The following is a 16,887-nucleotide window of genomic DNA, read 5'->3' as shown; positions in this document are numbered from 1 at the left end:
GGCACGGGCTTAAACGTTGATGTAACAAGGGTTAATCGCCTTTTTGTGTCAATGTGCCAACTTTTCTCTCTAAAACTATTAAAGATAAATAAAAATATATAGAAATAATGAAATACTATAAACGTATTTCTTCTATATATAAAGACTTTGTTCTCAAAAAAAGTTGGCACAAGATTTGAGGTTAAAACATGGCAGAAATTGAAAAAGATGTTGAGGCATATCTCAAACGGAAAGTAACGGCCCGGGGCGGATTGTGCATGAAATTTGTTAGTCCGGGTTTATCCGGGGTGCCTGACAGGATTGTTGTCCTAGATGGACAAATTGTATTTGTTGAGATGAAAAAGCCCGGAGGACGCCCTAGACCCTTACAGGTGAGAATAATTACCCTATTACGGAATCAAGGCTGCTGGGTTGAAGTAGTCGACACTAAAGAACGTGCTGAAAGGTTGGTAGAAGAAATTGCAAGTCGAGCTACACGAGTATCAACGTTACAGCGTTGACTGGATTTTAACTCATCCCTACTGCGGATTACTACTTGATATGGGGTTAGGTAAAAGCTTGACAACACTAACAGCTATCGAGTTGCTAGAAGACCTCGTAGGTATTGACGGCAAGGTGTTAGTAATAGCGCCCCTTTCGGTGGCAGAGAACACTTGGCCTGAAGAGTTGCGAAAATGGGACCATTTAAAAGGCCTAACCTATTCGCTTGTAATTGGTTCAAAGCCTAACCGACTAAAAGCCCTGGAGCAGGATGCCAATATCTATATCACTAATCGCGAGAACGTGGTTTGGTTGGTTGAGTTCTATAAAAAGAAATGGCCCTTCAAGACTGTAATCATTGATGAGCTATCGAGCTTTAAGTCTAGCAGCGCTAAACGTTTCAGAGCTTTAAAACGTGTTAGGCCGCTGATGGATAGAGTGATTGGTTTAACGGGCACACCAGCGCCAAATAGCCTGATGGATCTATGGCCACAGATCTATTTATTAGATCAGGGCAAACGACTTGGCCGAACAATTTCAGAATATCGACACCGGTACTTTCACCCGGGAGCTAGTGACGGCCATGTCGTCTATAACTGGGTTTTGAATGAAGGAGCCGAGAAACAAATCTATCAAGCTATTGGTGATATCTGTGTCAGCATGAAGTCAAAGGACTATCTGAAATTGCCACCAAGGACTAACAATATTATTAACGTTTATCTGGATAAGAGAGAACGAAAGGCCTATGAACAACTAGAACATGACCTGATCCTAGATGTTAATGATCAAGAGATTACCGCGGCTAGTGCAGCCGTTTTAGGTAATAAATTACTGCAATTAGCCAATGGCGCTATCTATGATGATCAGCATGAAGTTATTAAAATTCATGACAGAAAGCTTGATGCTTTGGACTCAATCATTGAAGACGCGCAAGGGCAATCAGTTTTAGTTTTCTATAACTATAAACACGACCTATCTCGAATCCTTGAACGTTTTCCAGATGCAAGAGTATTGGATCCGGCCAGCAACGATGTTAAGGATTGGAATGACGGCAAGATAAAGTTGCTGTTAGCTCACCCACAATCAGCAGGACATGGCCTTAACTTACAGCGTGGTGGCCATATTATCGTTTGGTTCTCAATGATTTGGAGCTTAGAGTTTTATCAACAGGCTAATGCCAGATTAGATCGGCAGGGTCAGACAGAGCCAGTTATTGTCCACCATTTAGTTGCTAAAGATACTGTTGATGAAAGAGCCCTAGAAGTCCTACAAGGCAAGGAGAAGACCCAAGACGCATTAATGAGTGCAATTAAGGCAAGACTAGAGGAGGTGCAAGATGGAAAAACTCAATCAAGAACAAATGCAAGTAATCACTAATGAAGTCATTAAAAGCCTCAATCGTGAAAAACACAAGCAAGTATTGAATGAGAAAGATTATCGACTTCGAAATACACAAATTCTTATTCGCGAATATCCGAAATTAAAGGCACATGCAAAGTCTCAACCAGAAAAATTCGTTAACGATGACGAGTATGAAATGCTGACAGGTGTTAAGATTAAAGATCACGAATTAGCCAAGTACCACGTCAAGACTGAGCATCTCATGGAATACGTTGACCTGATCTTGAGCGCGTACAAGTCATGGTGTCTGGGTGGTGACGAGAACGACAAACGCCGATGGTGGCTGCTTTACGACAGCTACTTAAGTAATAATCGATTAGGTTTGCAAGAGCAGACACGAAAGTGGAACATTGATAAAAGCACGGTGAGCCGTGAACGAACAAAAGCAATCCAGGATTTATCTGTTATGCTTTTTGGGGTGGCTGGTTTAGCTGACTTTCTAAAAGAATGGGTAGCTTGAAGCCATGCAACTAATCCGCAACCAAATGCAACCCTAAGGGTGTTATGATGGTATTGTAGAATAAAAGGTTGCCAGTTTAGGTGGGAGAAAAATCTCTCACCTTTTTGTGCACATAAGAGGAGGCAGACAGGAGAGAAAGTATTATGAATAGCCCAAACGTTCAACTTTTAATGCACATTAAAGATCCTGTTAAGAAACGGTTAACCGCGTGCGAAATGTTGCTAAAAAGATATCCCCACAATCAAAAGATTAAATACACGGATCTAGTTGATTGTGTTGCGGTTCTTATGTCTGTTGAGACTTCGCCTTATCAGAAAATTGCTAGCCGAATGATACTTAACCACTATTTGGGAAGCAAATTAACAAACAATTTGATAGAGGACTTTGCAATTGTTATCAGCCGCAACGACCCTTTGGTTAGACGCTGGAAAGAAAAGGTACTGAAACGCGATAATTATCAATGCGCTGAGTGCGGCTGTAAAGAGCATTTAGTAGCACATCATATTTCGTACTGGTCAGACGATCCCGTAAATAGAATTAATGTTAATAATGGTAAAACCCTATGTTCAAAATGCCATACAGAAGCGCATTCTGGTGATTGGTTCAGTGCTTTGGTTGCTAATAGTCGCTAATGAAAAGGAGATGATTACGTGATAACAAAAAAGCAGAATAAGGCTATTGAGCTAATGTTTGAGGGTAATCTCTCTCAAAAAGCCATTAGCAAAGAACTCGGGATACATGAAACGACCCTGTCGCGGTGGAAAAATGATAAAGATTTCATCAAGGCAATGAGCGAATACACTGAAGCAACTATTGCTAAGTCAACTCCCAAAGCTCTATCAACAATGATTGGATTGCTAAAAGCTAAGTCAGAACTGGTGCGATTTAATGCAGCTAAGGATTTATTAGACCGGGCGGGGTTTGCACCTAATGATAGAGTTGATCTCAACGTTGAGTCCGTGACCTTCGTTGACGACGTGCCAGAGGATGATACAAATGGTTAAGGTCAGTATTGCCAAGGCCTTAGGTAAAGGCTACAACCGCTATTATCATAACCGCAATTTCTATCGAGTGGTTAAAGGTTCCCGTGGTTCCAAGAAGTCAAAAGATACAGCCCTCTGCTATATTCATGACATTCTGAAATATACCTGGGCGAATCTATTAGTTATCCGAAGATACTCAAACACAAATAAACAATCAACGTATTCAGACTTAAAATGGGCTGCCAATCAATTAAGGGTAGCCCACCTTTTTAAGTTTAATGAGTCAATGCCAGAAATAACGGTCATTGCAACAGGGCAGAAGATACTATTCCGTGGCCTTGATGATGAATTGAAGATTACTTCTGTGTCTGTTGATGTTGGTAACTTATGTTGGTTGTGGTGTGAAGAAGCCTATCAGATTGAGAACCAAGATAAATTTGACACTGTTGTTGAATCAATTCGTGGTAGTAATCCCGATCCAGAATTTTATAAGCAGATCACGCTGACGTTTAACCCGTGGTCAGAACGACATTGGCTGAAGCGCGCGTTCTTTGATGAAGAAACTAGATACAGAGATGTTTTTGCAATCACCACGACGTTTAGGGTTAATGAATGGCTTGACGAACAAGATCGGAAAAGATACTTAGATTTATATAGAACTAACCCGAGACGTGCCAGAATCGTTGCCGATGGCGAATGGGGCGTTGCTGAAGGTCTAGTGTTTGATAACTTTGATGTTGTTGACTTCGATCCTATCAGCAAGATTAAACAGATTGGCGTCACCGCTTATGGTATGGACTTTGGTTTTAGTCATGACCCCACCACACTCCCAGAACTTATTTACGACGCTGAGAACAAAGAATTGTGGGTATATGGTGAGCTATATAAGCACGGGGCGCTAATTGATGACCTTGTTTCTGAGATTAAGAAACGGGATTTAATGACAGCTACTATTCGAGCTGACGCGGCATCGCCTCAGATGATTGCTGAATTAAAAGCTAAAGGCGTTAGACGAGTAGTTCCATCAAATAAAGGCAAGGACTCAATCGACACAGGTATTACTTTCTTGCAAGGTCTTAAGATTCATATCCATCCAAGCTGTGAGCATACGATTGAGGAATTTAACACTTATGTTTATGACCAGGATAAAGAAGGCAATTGGTTAAACAAACCGGTTGATAAGAACAACCATATTATTGATGCTATTCGATACGCGGTTGAGCCTTTTCATGGCAAGCCTAAAGTTAAGGCACATTTATACAAGAACAGTTTATTTTAAGGAGATGATTAGTTGGCTGATAAGGTTAATGGTAAAGGAAGTATCACTGATACAAGCCAGTTATTTATTTATCCAAAGGGTGAAATTTTAACAGCAGATGACCTTGAGGGGTTTATTAAATTTCATAACGGAACATTAAAAAACAAATATGTAAAAGCAAGAAACTATTACACTGGCCACCATCCTATTCTTGATCAAGAGGCTAAAGAGCTGGATAAACCGGATAACAGATTAGTCGTTAATTATCCACGTTATATTGTGGATACGTTTAACGGCTTTTCTTATGGCATTCCGCCCAAGATAACGCTGGATGATGACACAGATAATGAGCTATTGCAGCAGTTCAACTCAACTAATTCGCTATTTGATAAGTTCTATGAGTTGGCAAAGCAGGTCAGCATTTACGGTCGATCATACTTCTTCACATATCAAGGTGAAGAGTCCCAAACCGAAATCGCAGTGATCAGCCCTGAACGTGGGTTCATGATATACGATGACACGGTTGCCTTTAATCCGATTGCGTTTGTTATGTATTCTTACAACGAAGATAACAACCTACTAGGTAGTGTTTATCAGGCTGACGGTGTGTTTGACTTGAAGATGGCAGCAACTGATCAGGTTAATCCATTTAAAGAAGTTCCCGCCATTGAGTTCTTCGAGAATGAAGAACGTCAGGGCACTTTTGAGAATGTTGAAACTCTTGTCGACGCAGTCAATCGCGTGCTCTCTCAGAAGGCCAATAACGTTGATTACTTTGCAGATGCTTATATGAAAATATTAGGTGCCAAACTAGATGAGGACACCCTAAAAAACATCAAGGATAATCGGATCATTAATCTTGAAGGCGATAGCGCGAAGGACGTCGTTGTTGATTTTCTGCAGAAGCCAGATGGTGATACGACTGAGGAGAACCTCGTAAATCGGTTGAACAATTTGATTTTTCAGATTTCAAGTGTGGCTAATATCACTGACGAGACGTTTGGTTCAGCAAATAGTGGTAAAGCGCTGGAATACCATTTACTTTCAATGCGTAACTTAGCAGCTAACAAAGATCGTAAGTTTGGCCAAGCATTGCGTGAGTTCTATCGTATTATCTTTTCAGTCGGCACGGTACTTGGCGAAACTAAGACGGATGAATGGCAAAGGCTTAAATTCCAATTTAACCGTAACCTGCCAAGCAATTTAACTGATGAAGTTGATGTTGCTAAAAATCTTGAAGGTATTGTCAGCCAAGAAACGCAGCTTAAAACCTTATCAATTGTCGATGATCCTAAGTCTGAAATGGATAGAATGGCAAAAGAAAATAAGGCTAAACAAGATGAAGCAGTAGCGTCTAATGCTAACTATGACTTTGAGAAAAAGTCAGGTGAAGTAGATGGCGAAGAAGAATAAGTACTGGGAAGAACGCGAGAAGAAATGGATTCAAAGTAATATCAAAGATGATCAGGTTCTAGCTAAGAGCTTGAAAGAACGTTATGAGGGTTTAATCAAGACCCTTAATGATGATCTTAATCAGTACTACATGAATTACGCCTCTCGTGACCATATCTCAATGGACGAGGCCATTAAGAAAGTAGCCGGATTTGACGTTAAAGCTTTTGAAGCTACCGCAAAAAAAATGGTAGAAGATAAGGACTTCTCAGAGTACGCAAATGAGCGTCTAAGAGCTTATAACGCAACCATGAGAATTAATAGGCTAGAGATGTTAAAAGCTCAAATAGGTCAAGAATTAGTCAATGTCGATGCTTCTACTGAGAAAGAACTGAGAGCGCACTTAACTCAGAAATATCAAGATGAAGTCAAACGGCAAGCTGGTATTCTTGGCAAGTATCGTGGCGATCAGATTGCTGATAAAGTTGATCAAATCATCAACGCATCTTTCCACGGCGCTACTTGGTCACAGCGGTTGTGGGTCAGCCACTCAGAGCTAAAGGATAAGCTTGATTCGTTGTTAAGCCGGGCAATGATACAAGGACTGAACCCTAAGGCACTGACTAGTACGTTAATACCTTTGATTTCATCAGCAGTTAATAATCGCAGGCAAGTTGCTGAACGATTAGCGATTACTGAAACGGCAAGAGTTCAAGACCAAGCGCAAATGGACAGCTTCAAAGATAGTGGCTATGAGTACTGTATATGGATTGCTGAACCTACGGCGTGTGAACAATGTCAAGACATCGCCGCAGAAAATGGCGGTGTTTATCGACTTGAGAAAGTGCCAAGTATTCCAGTTCACCCAGCTTGCCGTTGCAGTAAATCCGCGTATATGCCACGAAAAGATGAAGTTGACAGGATGAACGCCTCCGGGCAAGGATAAGATAACAGAAGGCGCTCCAAAATGGGCAAAAGATGAATTTAAAGAATATCAGGATAAAATGAACTCTAAACCCGATAAAAATGGAACAATAACAGAGTATTAAGCACCTAGCAATTTAAGCTAAGTGCTATTTTTATACCAAAATTTAGGAGGAAAATAAAATGGAATTAATTGTATTTACAAACAACGGACAAACTTATTATTTCAATAACGTTGAGGACTTTAAGCCGACTACAACAGGATTTTCATTCTCGTATGTTGGTAAAGCTACCGGTGTAAAACGCTCAGCAACGTTTAACAACACGTCAACTTCTGGCTACGCACTAGCACCAACAAAATAATATTCGAGAAGGGGGATTCTATCATGCATCATTACATCACAAAATATATTGAAGGCGGTAATAAGTATGCCGTTTCGTGGTTTCAAATCAATCTTTTTGGACGTTGTTACTGCTTAAACAAAAAACGCATTGAATTAAATTGATGATTCGACCTAGATAAGTCGTTAAACTGCTCTTTTATTGTGTCCTTTTTCCTAGTTTGCAGGGCTTAAAGAACAACTAGAGGTGTCTCCCAAGACAATAAATGGAGGTTTTACAATGCCAAATGATTTAGAAAATCAAAACGTTAATGCAAATGAAGAAACGACTACTGCAGAGTCTAAACAACAAGAAGTTGAAACTAATGAACATCAAACTGACGAGAGCGATGTACAAAAAGCCGATAAGATTGTTGAAAAGTTGCAGAAACGGATTGATACAACGGTAGCTCAAAAGAATGAGTATAAAGAAAAGCTAGATAAAGCATTAGAGCGTATCGCTAAATTAGAAAAAGGTGAAGACCCTGAAAAGCCTGAACCCGCTGATGAACGCGATACTGAAATTGCTAAATTACAGGCACAAATTAAACGGCGTGATATTACTGATCAAGCTCGTAGTGTCTTAGCTGAAGGTGGGATTAATGTTCCTGAAGATGTCTTGAGTTTTGTTGTAACAGACGATAACAAAGACACTTTAGCTAATGTCAAATCTCTTATTACTTATATTCAAAGCATTCGTGAAGATGTTCGTCAGGACTTCTTGAAAGGAACTACGCCTCGTGTGACAGGCAGTTCGATTAAGACCATGACTAAAGATGAAATCATGGCGATCAAAGATGATGACGAACGTAAGCAAGCAATTAAAGACAATTTTCAATTATTTTCTTAAGGAGGGCATATAAATGCCAGAAACAAACATTATTAAGACCCCAGATATGGGGCAAGTAAATGCAGTCGATTTTGTTGAACAATTCGGCTACTCATTAGATAAATTAAAGCAAGCATTAGGAATTACTCGCGCTCAACCAATGAAGCAAGGTAATACAATTCAAACTTATAAATTTGAATTAGATAAGCCGAAAAATACTGAAGGCGTGGAAATTGACCCCTCAACAATTGGTGAAGGTGAAGACATTCCTTTAACACACGTTTCTCGTAAAAAGGATCGTGAATTTACTGTTGGTTTCCGTAAATATCGTAAGGCCGTAACAATTGAAGAAGTCCAACGTGTCGGTTATGAAATGGCCGTTAATAAGACAGATAATGAAGTACGCCGCGCTATTCAAAAAGACATTCGCGGAGACTTCTTTAAATATCTTGCATCCGCACCAACAGATTTAGGTTCAGTTTCTGGCTTGCAAGAAGGCTTCGGCAGGGCTTGGGGTAAATTGGGTTCAATCTTTGATGATGAAGATGCTGGCACAATTGTATTTATTAACCCTGAAGATGCCGGTGAGTATTTAGGTACAGCGGTTATTTCTAATGGCCAATCAGTTGGTTTTGGTATGACATTATTGACTGGCTTCACTAATGTAACTGTTATGATCAATAACTCAGTGCCAAAGGGTTCTTTCTATGCAACTATTAAGGACAATATCAATCTTCAATATATTGATGTTAATGGTGAGTCAGCTAAGATTTTCCATAACAAACAAATTATTACGGATGAAACTGGTTTAATTGCGTTAGTTAAGGATGACAACACAACAAACTTATCTGATCAATCTACAATCTACACTGGTATTGCTTTATTCGCAGAAGTAACTGACGGTGTTCTTAAAGGAACGTTAGCCCCAAAAGCGTAACGCCACCAGCTGAGGGTGGCGGCTTTGACCCTAATGGCAATGTAAAGCCGACTGATGCACAGACTGTTGCTGAAATTACAGCGTGGTTAGACGCGCACAGTATTAAACATGATGGTGTGACGTTAAAGGCTGACTTGCTTGCGTTAGTTCCAGCAGAATAGAGGTGATCTAATGGCTGCATCGTTAGAACAAATCAAAACATTGCTTGGAATTGATAATACCGATCAAGATACGTCACTAAACACAGTGATTAGTCTAATTGAATCGCGTTTGGCGTCCAAGATTGGTAAAGATTATGTGCCTGATGAGTTGCAATACATCGTTGTGGAGGCAAGCATTAGTCGCTTTAATCGAATTAATGATGAGGGTAAGACTTCTGCTACTGAAAACGAAGTAAGCGCAACTTGGCAGACTGATGATTTAGCGCCTTTTGCTTCTGATATTGAAGACTGGATTAGCAAGAATAATGCGGAGAATGCTCACAGGGTGCGGTTCTTATGAGATACACAGATAAGATTACATTCGTATCTAAGCCTAAAGATCATTATGATCCGGACGTTGGGGGAATGGTTTCAGATTTGCCAGTTGAAACAGTTCGAATGGCAAGGATTACCAAGCCTGTTAAGGAGAAAAGCGAAACTTTGATCAGCGATCAAGGCGTTAACCAGAAAATTGTTCATATGAAACAGCCCTATTTAGGTGAGTATGATCATGCAAAGATTGATGGTAAGAAGTATTTCTTTATCAATCAAACAATTTCTGGCACCCGTCAGATAATCTATATGCGAGGTGATTCATAAATGGGTTTAACTCTAGAATTCAACCGCGAACTAGATGAGATGTTACAACGAAAGGTGTCTATGTTACCCAAGGTTGAGGACGTGGTTAAGGCCAATATTGCAGAATTGCAGGAAGGCGCGCAACGTCGAGCTCCCGTGGATACGGGAACCTTGAAACGTAGCATTTATCAGAAAACAGGCCAAGAAGGAACAAGCATTGTTGGCGAGGTTGGTGCGGAGGCAGACTACGATCCATATCAAGAATATGGCACTCGTTATCAGCCTGGTAAGCCCCATTTACGACCAGCCTATTATGAGCAGGTGCCTAAGTTCCGGAAAGCTATGTACGAGGTGGCTAAGAAGTGAAAGACATTTCGCAACTGATTTATGATGACACATTTAAGCTGTGCCTACGTTTCACTAATAAGGTCTATACGAAGCTACCAGGTGATGTCGGCTATCCGTTCATTTATATTGGTGAACAGTTTGACCAATCAGGTCTAACTAAGGACAAGCTATCAAGTGTAGGCACATTACAACAGACAATTCATATCTATGGCTTGGCTGATGACCGTAAAGGGACAACGGACCTCCTTCGAAACATAAGGCTGGCGGCTCGTTTCATGAAAGACAGTCAATATTCTGCCAATCAAGTCAACACGGATATGATTGAAGAAAAACCAAATCAAACTGAAACACTGATCCATGGAATCTTAACCATGGAGTTTTCTTATTATCAAGATGAAAGAGGTAATTAATAAATGGCAAATGCAATTTATGGTAAAGACAAGATCTTGATGTTCCGTTTATACAGTCAACGAACTCAAGCTAATGCTGCTAAGTTAGCCCTACAGACTTCACATACATTGAAGTATGAAGCCAAGTCTGACTCAACAGATACAAAAGATGGTTCAATCAACTCTCCAGCCACGCCCGTATCAACAATTGAAATCAATGCAATTTCTTCCGTTGATCCCGTCAACAAAATGCTAGAACAAGCCGTTCTACATTCTGAATTGTTGGAAGTTTGGGAAATTGATTTAAGCCAACCTGTTGCAGATATGCCTGGCAAATATGTTGCTAAATATATGCGGGGCTACTTACAATCTTGGGAAGTTCCAGCCGAAGTTGGTAAGTTGGTTGAATTGAAGACTGAAATGAATATTGATCAAATTCCACAAGATGGCGAAGCAACATTAACTGCCGATCAAGAATCTGAAATTCAATACGCATTCCAAGACACAACAAAAGTTGTAGAAACTCCAGCTGGATAGTACCAAACAAAGTCGCCTATGAAATACACAGTACGAAAGGGCGGCTTTTTATTTTTTCTAAAAAAGGAGAAATCTCATGAAAATTACTTTAAATGGCAAGGAGTATCAACTTTATTTTGGGGTTCGTTTTATTCGAGAACTAGACAAGAAGTACTGGTTTGGTGAAGCCTCGGTTCCCTTCGGTGCGGGTCTAGAAAATGCTTGGTATAAATTACAGGCTGGTGACTTAGTTATTTTGAATGATGTTATTGCCGCAGCATTAGCAACTCAAATTACTTTTACCGACGGCGATTTTGATAACTACTTTGAGACACTTACCGACAAGAATGTCACAGACATGTGTGATGAATTAGTAAAAAACTTAGAGCGGCAGCCTATGACGAAGAAGCGAGTTCTTACGTACAAGAAGAACCTAGCAGCTTTAGCCAATCCGGACGAAGCCGCAGAAGAGAAAGCTCCAAAGAAACCTACCAAGAAATAAAACTAAACTGTCTGAGATATCTCGACATGACGAACATGCAAGAGATTGAACAGATGACGATTGTTGAGTACCACCTTCGCATGCAAGCCTTCAGTCTACGAAAGATTGACCAGGCGCTGATTATTCATCAACAGGCCTGGGCTAGTCATGTTGTTAATTCTGTTGAGGAAGATGGCACGTACACCTACCCCAATTTCAAATCATTCTTTGACTATAAAGAGCTTGAGAATAAGTTTCTCAATCAGACAAAGGCTAAGCCAGAATCTGAAATGGATCAGGACTTGGTTCGCATTGCGAAGAGGCTACGAAAATTTCACGAAAGGAGGTTAAAGAATGAGTGAAGATTATTCGGTTAAAGCCAAATTAAGCGCTGATGTGGGCCAGTTCATTGCGGGTTTCAGGTCAGCGCGCGAAGAGTACAAGAACTTTAATTCAGCTATGCAAAAAAGCGCTATGGGCTCTGATAAAGCAGTAGAGAAGTCCTCGTCGATTGTCTCTAAGGCCATGAAGGTTGGTGCTGTTGCCGTAGCCAGTATGGGTATTGCGGCGGTTAAAACTGGTATGGACTTCGACGCACAAATGAGTCGTGTTGGTGCTATTTCCGGTGCCACTAAGGGTCAGATGAAAGAGCTGAACGCCCAAGCTATTCAGTTGGGTGCTGATACAGCCTTTAGTGCCAAAGAAGCCGCCGAAGGCATGGAGAACTTGGGTTCTGCTGGTTTTAATGCTAACGAGATTATGAAGGCCATGCCAGGTGTTTTGAACCTTGCCGCCGTATCTGGCGGTGATGTTGGCTTAGCTGCTGAAAACGCGGCAACGGCTTTGCGTGGCTTTGGACTAGAAGCAAGTAGCGCCGGTCATGTTTCTGACGTATTCGCGGAAGCCGCGGCAAGGACCAACGCTGAAGCTGGCGATATGGGTGAAGCACTAAAGATGGTTGCACCTCAGGCTCATGCCGCTGGCTTAGGTCTTGAAGAAACTGCCGCGGCCGTTGGTATCATGTCAGACGCTGGTATTAAAGGCTCTATGGCCGGTTCCAACTTGGCTATGGCCTTAACTAAACTCCAAAACCCAAGCGACACGGCTCAGGCCGCTATGAAGAAACTGGGCTTTAATGCTTACGACTCGGCTGGCAAGATGAAGCCACTCGCGACTCAAGTTGAGGAGTTACGTGGCAAGTTGTCTGGTATGACTGATAAGCAAAAGCAGTTCTACCTAGCGCAGATTTACGGTGTACAAGGTGGGCGTGCAATGAACGTCCTGCTTTCTGCTCAAGCAGGCAAGTTGTCTAAGTTAACCAATGAATTGAAAAATTCAGATGGTGCAGCAGCTAAAATGGCTACTGAAATGCAGAACAACTTGAAGTCTTCTATTGAACAGTTTGGTGGTTCTCTTGAGTCCTTATCAATCGTGGTTGAACAAGCTTTAGCGGGTTCACTTCGAAAAGGTGTTGACGTTGCGACTGACGCGGTTGGCAAGCTGACTAACTTTATTTCAGCTAACCAAGGAACAATCAGTGGCTTTGCTGAAAAGGTCGGTAGAGGCTTTGAATCTATGGCCAAACAGGCACCATCTATTGACCAAGTCGCTAATGCGCTCAAGATGGTTGTTCCGCCGTTGATTGCATTAGAAGCTTTTAAGGGCCTTGGCGCGGCTGGTGGTAAGACCATCAAGACACTTCAGACCATGCAGGCTGACCTAGAACTTGTTAAAACAGGCCTAAGTATGACAGGCTCTATGGCGACTAAAGCTGGCTCTCTGATGAAATTGGCCTATGTTAAGCCACTGGGCGCAGTAAAGAATTTAACAGTCAGCACAAAGGGCTTTTTAACAAGTCTCAAGGGTGGGCCAAGCATTATGTCACGACTTGGTGGTGCGTTTACGACCACCGGTGGCAAGGCGAAGCAACTCGGTTCAACTTTGGTTAATGCCGCAACCCATCCACTGGGTTCATTAGGTAAATTAGCAGCAGGAATGGGCAAAATGCAGGCCTCCGCTGGAAATGCAGTAACTGCTGGACTTAAGCCAATGTTAACCACGTTGGGAGCAACACCAGCTCAAGCTGCGGCCTTAGCAGGTGCACTCGGTCCATTGGTTGTTGTAGCCGCCGCAGTTGCATTGGCGGCCGCAGCGGTTTATGCGGCATGGGCAAGTAACTTTGGCAATATTCGTGGTGTTGTCAGTTCAGTAGTCGGAAGCATTAAAGGAATTTTCGAGAGCATGAAGCCATCAATAAATGCGATTGGCGAAGCTCTGAAACCAATTGGCACCCTGATTGGTAACATCTTTAAAGTAGTTGGCGTGGGTATTATTGTAGCCCTAGCCGCCGCAGCTATTGGACTAGCAACGGCCATTCGATTAGTTGTTGATGCAGTAGCCGCAATCGCAAAAGTTGCACAAGCGGCCTTCTATGGCCTAGATGGATTATTCAAAAAGATGATCCCCGGCGGTGACGATGGCGCGAAGTCCATGAAAAAGGCTGGCGCTGCCATCGACGATGCTGGACAGTCTATCGGCGACATGAAGCAAGCCTTTGTTGACGCTGGTAGTTCCGCAGTTAAAGGCTTCCAGCAGTTTGGTAAGGGCGCTAAGCAAGCTCAAGAGTCATCTAAAGCAGCAAGTGTAGCTGTAAAGGATGTCAGTAATTCGGTTAAGGGTATGAAGGCCGAACTTGAGAATTCTAAGGCTGATTTCAGTCAATTAATCGACACTGACGGCGTTTCAGCTAAGACTAAGAAGTTCTTAACTGACACTAACAACACGCTCACGCAGTACCAGGACAATGCTCAAAAGGCGTCAGATAAGTATTCTAAAGCAATGACTGCTGCTGATAAAAAGACCGGTGATGAACGAGTTAAAGCTATTAACGAAGCTAATGCGAAATTAGCAGCTGCAACTCAAAGGAACGGGCAGAACCTAGTTAACATCAGTGCTGACCTTGACCGGCAATTAGCGGCTAAGAAGTTCACTGATGGTACTAAGATGACCGCTGATCAGGTCAAGGTCTTAACTGATCAAAACAATCAGATTAAAGCTAAGTTACTTGAACAGAATCAAATCTATACGCAAGCCCAATTATCACGACTACAAAATGGTCAAAAGCTGAACGCTGAAGACTGGCAAGCAACATTAACAACCCTACAGTCAAACTTTGCACAGCAAACTACAATGGTTCAACAGAATGCTGAACAAGAGAAACAGCTCAAGGCTAAGATCGCCGCTGAAAAAGATGTAACGTCTAAGGCTCAAATGCAACAGGAGCTTAGCGCGTTACAAACTAAAGATCAGCAATTACTGGCCGAACAGCAGAATTTCGGTACGCAAACCAACCAGGTTATTGCCAATGGTCGCAAGTTAGATTATCAAATTTGGTCAATGGGTCTAGAGCAGATGGGTAATGTTACAACTACCCAGCTGGGTTCTATGTATGCTTCATTTGTTCAGATGAACGGTAACACTGGCCAACAAATGCAAGCCTTTGCGCTAACATTACAAAAATCAGGTACTAAGGGTGTTACTAACTTAGTCCAAGCGTTATCAACTGGTAAAGCGACAGTTAGTCAAGTTGCTGCAGCTATTTCTAAAGACGGTACAGCAGGGCTTAATACCTTGCCGCCCGGTATGTTTAAAAAAGGTAGCGACGGTAAGAATAAGTTTATTCAAGCCTTGAAGTCCGGAGATTTCAAGGGCGCTGGTAAATATCTAGCAACCCAGTCAGCCTATGGAGCCAATGACAGGGATAAACACAAGAAGTCCGGTAAGAATAATGCAGATGCCTACATCAAAGAAATTAAGAACGGCAAAAGCAAGACCAAGGTAGCCGCGCAGGAAATGGCTAAATCCGGTGCAGATGGGCTCAAGTCTAAGAAATCAGACTACAAGAATGCTGGCGAGTCTAATGGTAAGGGCTATACATCAGGTGTTAAATCTCAGAATTCTGCTGCTAAAGCCGCAAGTAAGGCCATGAGTAAAGGCGGACTTGATGCTGTCAAGAAACTGAAATCAGATCATAAGTCCGCCGGTACTTCGAATGGTAAGAGCTATGTTTCTGGTGTTAAAAGTCAGAGTGGTTCTGCCCGTTCAGCTGGTAAGGCATTAGCTAGTGCAGCTAAATCAGGAGCCAAAGGTGTTTCATTCAAGTCCGTAGGTTCTCAGATGGCTGCTGGAGTTGCTGCTGGTATTCGTGGTAACACAGGCGCTGCTGTCTCTGCAATGGCTAGCTTAGTGTCCAAGGTTAATGCACAGGCGAAGAAAGTTGCTAAGATTCATTCACCATCAAGATTAATGCGCGATGAGGTTGGTAAATATCTGAGTCTTGGTGTTGCTGGGGGTATTAGCGACTATGCAGGTAGCGCCGTCACGGCCATGAACAATATGATTGATGATGTCATTAACAGCCAATCAAAGTTGCATTTCGTTGATAACATTGCTGAAACTATATCCAACGCAGTACCGTCCGCTATTCCAACAGCAAACATGAACATGGATATTAATCAATCAGGCAACTTAGTTATTGAAGTACCGGTCAGCATTGATAGTCACGAGTTCGTTAAAGTCACAGCACGGCCAATGCAGTCAGAGCTCAATCGGATTCAACGACTTGATCGCCGACCATTAGGGCTCGTCTAAGGAGGGATATATTTGAAAGGTTTATATGCGTTTACTGATACGACACCAGCAACCGGAGAGAATAAAATCTATCCCGCTGAGGCGTTCAAGATTGATGGAACCTATCTTGAGGATTTGGTTGCAGACTATCAGACGCTTCAAGTGACTGGCCGTGAGTTGTTGTCACAAGAAATAACGACCAAGAAAGTCGGTATCTCTGATGGTGAAAAGATACAGTACGTTCGAAGAACACCATCAACAATCACAGTTAAATATTTAATTAACGCAAGAAGCCCTGCTGATTTTCGGCAGGACTTTCATTTATTAAATGATGTATTGGGTGGGCAAGACCATCAGATCTCTTTCCATGATGATCCAACCCGCTACTTTATTGCAACGCTTCAAAGTATTTCCGATCCACCACCTGGTGCTAATTCGGTAATCGCAACGTTTAGCTTTCTCATTCCCGACGGTGTTTCTTATTCCACCAATATCTCCACGGCAGTAGTAGATGAAACAGGCAAGATTAATATCGACAACCGCGGCACGTATCCAACTTATCCGATCATCACAACAAAAATGAAGTCCGATAACGGTTTAGTTGCTATGGTTAATGATAATGGCGGTGTGCTTGAGTTTGGTAATCCTGATGAGATTGATGGTGTAACCAAGCAAAAGTCTGATAAGGCCTTCTATTGCGG

At 42.0% G+C, this 16,887-nt stretch carries 20 protein-coding genes; all 20 read left to right on the top strand.

The window, feature by feature from the left end; translation table 11 throughout:
• Positions 1 to 188: 188 nt before the first annotated feature.
• Complete coding sequence (locus tag EKM65_RS06280; RefSeq protein ID WP_125606754.1) at positions 189 to 500, top strand: VRR-NUC domain-containing protein; 312 nt, start codon at positions 189 to 191, stop codon at positions 498 to 500.
• A complete protein-coding gene (locus tag EKM65_RS06275; protein WP_125606752.1) occupies positions 460 to 1,857 on the top strand; it encodes a DEAD/DEAH box helicase in 1,398 nt (465 codons plus the stop codon). The genes EKM65_RS06280 and EKM65_RS06275 overlap by 41 nt, the downstream gene beginning before the upstream one ends.
• Positions 1,817 to 2,341, top strand: coding sequence for a hypothetical protein (locus EKM65_RS06270; protein ID WP_125606750.1), 525 nt, complete (start codon positions 1,817 to 1,819; stop codon positions 2,339 to 2,341). The genes EKM65_RS06275 and EKM65_RS06270 overlap by 41 nt, the downstream gene beginning before the upstream one ends.
• Before the next feature lie 143 nt (positions 2,342 to 2,484).
• Positions 2,485 to 2,973, top strand: coding sequence for an HNH endonuclease (locus EKM65_RS06265; protein ID WP_125606748.1), 489 nt, complete (start codon positions 2,485 to 2,487; stop codon positions 2,971 to 2,973).
• Between the two features lie 18 nt (positions 2,974 to 2,991).
• Entirely contained in the window at positions 2,992 to 3,345 is a 354-nt protein-coding gene (locus EKM65_RS06260; protein WP_225420423.1) for a phBC6A51 family helix-turn-helix protein, read from the top strand.
• Positions 3,338 to 4,603, top strand: a complete 1,266-nt coding sequence (locus EKM65_RS06255; RefSeq protein ID WP_263853613.1) for a PBSX family phage terminase large subunit — start codon at positions 3,338 to 3,340, stop codon at positions 4,601 to 4,603. Before EKM65_RS06260 ends, EKM65_RS06255 begins: the two co-directional genes overlap by 8 nt.
• Positions 4,604 to 4,615: 12 nt before the next feature.
• Positions 4,616 to 5,995, top strand: coding sequence for a phage portal protein (locus EKM65_RS06250; RefSeq protein WP_125606744.1), 1,380 nt, complete (start codon positions 4,616 to 4,618; stop codon positions 5,993 to 5,995).
• Complete coding sequence (locus EKM65_RS06245; RefSeq protein WP_125606742.1) at positions 5,979 to 6,920, top strand: minor capsid protein; 942 nt, start codon at positions 5,979 to 5,981, stop codon at positions 6,918 to 6,920. Before EKM65_RS06250 ends, EKM65_RS06245 begins: the two co-directional genes overlap by 17 nt.
• Before the next feature lie 161 nt (positions 6,921 to 7,081).
• Positions 7,082 to 7,261 carry a hypothetical protein gene (locus tag EKM65_RS06240; protein ID WP_125606740.1) on the top strand — a complete coding sequence of 60 codons (180 nt, stop codon included), beginning with the start codon at positions 7,082 to 7,084 and terminating at the stop codon, positions 7,259 to 7,261.
• A gap of 258 nt (positions 7,262 to 7,519) precedes the next feature.
• Entirely contained in the window at positions 7,520 to 8,128 is a 609-nt protein-coding gene (locus EKM65_RS06235; RefSeq protein WP_125606738.1) for a capsid assembly scaffolding protein Gp46 family protein, read from the top strand.
• A gap of 13 nt (positions 8,129 to 8,141) precedes the next feature.
• The gene (locus EKM65_RS06230; protein ID WP_125606736.1) at positions 8,142 to 9,044 is read left to right on the top strand and encodes a hypothetical protein; all 903 of its coding nucleotides are present in this window, start codon (positions 8,142 to 8,144) and stop codon (positions 9,042 to 9,044) included.
• Positions 9,045 to 9,215: 171 nt separating this feature from the next.
• Positions 9,216 to 9,545 carry a phage head-tail connector protein gene (locus EKM65_RS06225; protein WP_125606734.1) on the top strand — a complete coding sequence of 110 codons (330 nt, stop codon included), beginning with the start codon at positions 9,216 to 9,218 and terminating at the stop codon, positions 9,543 to 9,545.
• A complete protein-coding gene (locus EKM65_RS06220; protein WP_125606732.1) occupies positions 9,542 to 9,844 on the top strand; it encodes a hypothetical protein in 303 nt (100 codons plus the stop codon). Before EKM65_RS06225 ends, EKM65_RS06220 begins: the two co-directional genes overlap by 4 nt.
• Entirely contained in the window at positions 9,845 to 10,189 is a 345-nt protein-coding gene (locus EKM65_RS06215; RefSeq protein WP_125606730.1) for an HK97-gp10 family putative phage morphogenesis protein, read from the top strand.
• Positions 10,186 to 10,581, top strand: a complete 396-nt coding sequence (locus tag EKM65_RS06210) for a hypothetical protein (protein WP_125606728.1) — start codon at positions 10,186 to 10,188, stop codon at positions 10,579 to 10,581. The genes EKM65_RS06215 and EKM65_RS06210 overlap by 4 nt, the downstream gene beginning before the upstream one ends.
• 3 nt (positions 10,582 to 10,584) lie before the next feature.
• Positions 10,585 to 11,097, top strand: a complete 513-nt coding sequence (locus EKM65_RS06205; RefSeq protein WP_125606726.1) for a phage major tail protein, TP901-1 family — start codon at positions 10,585 to 10,587, stop codon at positions 11,095 to 11,097.
• 76 nt (positions 11,098 to 11,173) lie between these two features.
• Positions 11,174 to 11,578: a tail assembly chaperone gene (locus tag EKM65_RS06200; protein ID WP_125606724.1), complete on the top strand. Its 405-nt coding sequence runs from the start codon at positions 11,174 to 11,176 to the stop codon at positions 11,576 to 11,578.
• A gap of 26 nt (positions 11,579 to 11,604) precedes the next feature.
• Complete coding sequence (locus tag EKM65_RS06195) at positions 11,605 to 11,919, top strand: hypothetical protein (RefSeq protein ID WP_125606722.1); 315 nt, start codon at positions 11,605 to 11,607, stop codon at positions 11,917 to 11,919.
• On the top strand, positions 11,912 to 16,207 hold the full coding sequence (locus tag EKM65_RS06190) for a phage tail tape measure protein (RefSeq protein ID WP_125606720.1): 4,296 nt from the start codon (positions 11,912 to 11,914) through the stop codon (positions 16,205 to 16,207). Before EKM65_RS06195 ends, EKM65_RS06190 begins: the two co-directional genes overlap by 8 nt.
• Positions 16,208 to 16,219: 12 nt before the next feature.
• Positions 16,220 to 16,887: distal tail protein Dit (locus EKM65_RS06185; protein ID WP_164506847.1), on the top strand; the 668-nt coding region annotated here is incomplete at its 3' end.

Source organism: Lapidilactobacillus bayanensis, from assembly GCF_003946695.1.
GTDB classification, from domain to species: Bacteria; Bacillota; Bacilli; order Lactobacillales; family Lactobacillaceae; genus Lapidilactobacillus; species Lapidilactobacillus bayanensis.
This window is presented reverse-complemented; position numbering and strand designations above follow the sequence as displayed.

Bases quoted from the DNA above. Each gene is read 5' to 3' on its own strand.
- EKM65_RS06280 (WP_125606754.1), top strand. From the start codon at position 189: ATGGCAGAAATTGAAAAAGATGTTGAGGCATATCTCAAACGGAAAGTA.
- EKM65_RS06270 (WP_125606750.1), top strand. From the start codon at position 1,817: ATGGAAAAACTCAATCAAGAACAAATGCAAGTAATCACTAATGAAGTC.
- EKM65_RS06265 (WP_125606748.1), top strand. From the start codon at position 2,485: ATGAATAGCCCAAACGTTCAACTTTTAATGCACATTAAAGATCCTGTT.
- EKM65_RS06255 (WP_263853613.1), top strand. From the start codon at position 3,338: ATGGTTAAGGTCAGTATTGCCAAGGCCTTAGGTAAAGGCTACAACCGC.
- EKM65_RS06245 (WP_125606742.1), top strand. From the start codon at position 5,979: ATGGCGAAGAAGAATAAGTACTGGGAAGAACGCGAGAAGAAATGGATT.
- EKM65_RS06240 (WP_125606740.1), top strand. From the start codon at position 7,082: ATGGAATTAATTGTATTTACAAACAACGGACAAACTTATTATTTCAAT.
- EKM65_RS06235 (WP_125606738.1), top strand. From the start codon at position 7,520: ATGCCAAATGATTTAGAAAATCAAAACGTTAATGCAAATGAAGAAACG.
- EKM65_RS06230 (WP_125606736.1), top strand. From the start codon at position 8,142: ATGCCAGAAACAAACATTATTAAGACCCCAGATATGGGGCAAGTAAAT.
- EKM65_RS06225 (WP_125606734.1), top strand. From the start codon at position 9,216: ATGGCTGCATCGTTAGAACAAATCAAAACATTGCTTGGAATTGATAAT.
- EKM65_RS06220 (WP_125606732.1), top strand. From the start codon at position 9,542: ATGAGATACACAGATAAGATTACATTCGTATCTAAGCCTAAAGATCAT.
- EKM65_RS06215 (WP_125606730.1), top strand. From the start codon at position 9,845: ATGGGTTTAACTCTAGAATTCAACCGCGAACTAGATGAGATGTTACAA.
- EKM65_RS06205 (WP_125606726.1), top strand. From the start codon at position 10,585: ATGGCAAATGCAATTTATGGTAAAGACAAGATCTTGATGTTCCGTTTA.
- EKM65_RS06200 (WP_125606724.1), top strand. From the start codon at position 11,174: ATGAAAATTACTTTAAATGGCAAGGAGTATCAACTTTATTTTGGGGTT.
- EKM65_RS06195 (WP_125606722.1), top strand. From the start codon at position 11,605: ATGACGAACATGCAAGAGATTGAACAGATGACGATTGTTGAGTACCAC.
- EKM65_RS06190 (WP_125606720.1), top strand. From the start codon at position 11,912: ATGAGTGAAGATTATTCGGTTAAAGCCAAATTAAGCGCTGATGTGGGC.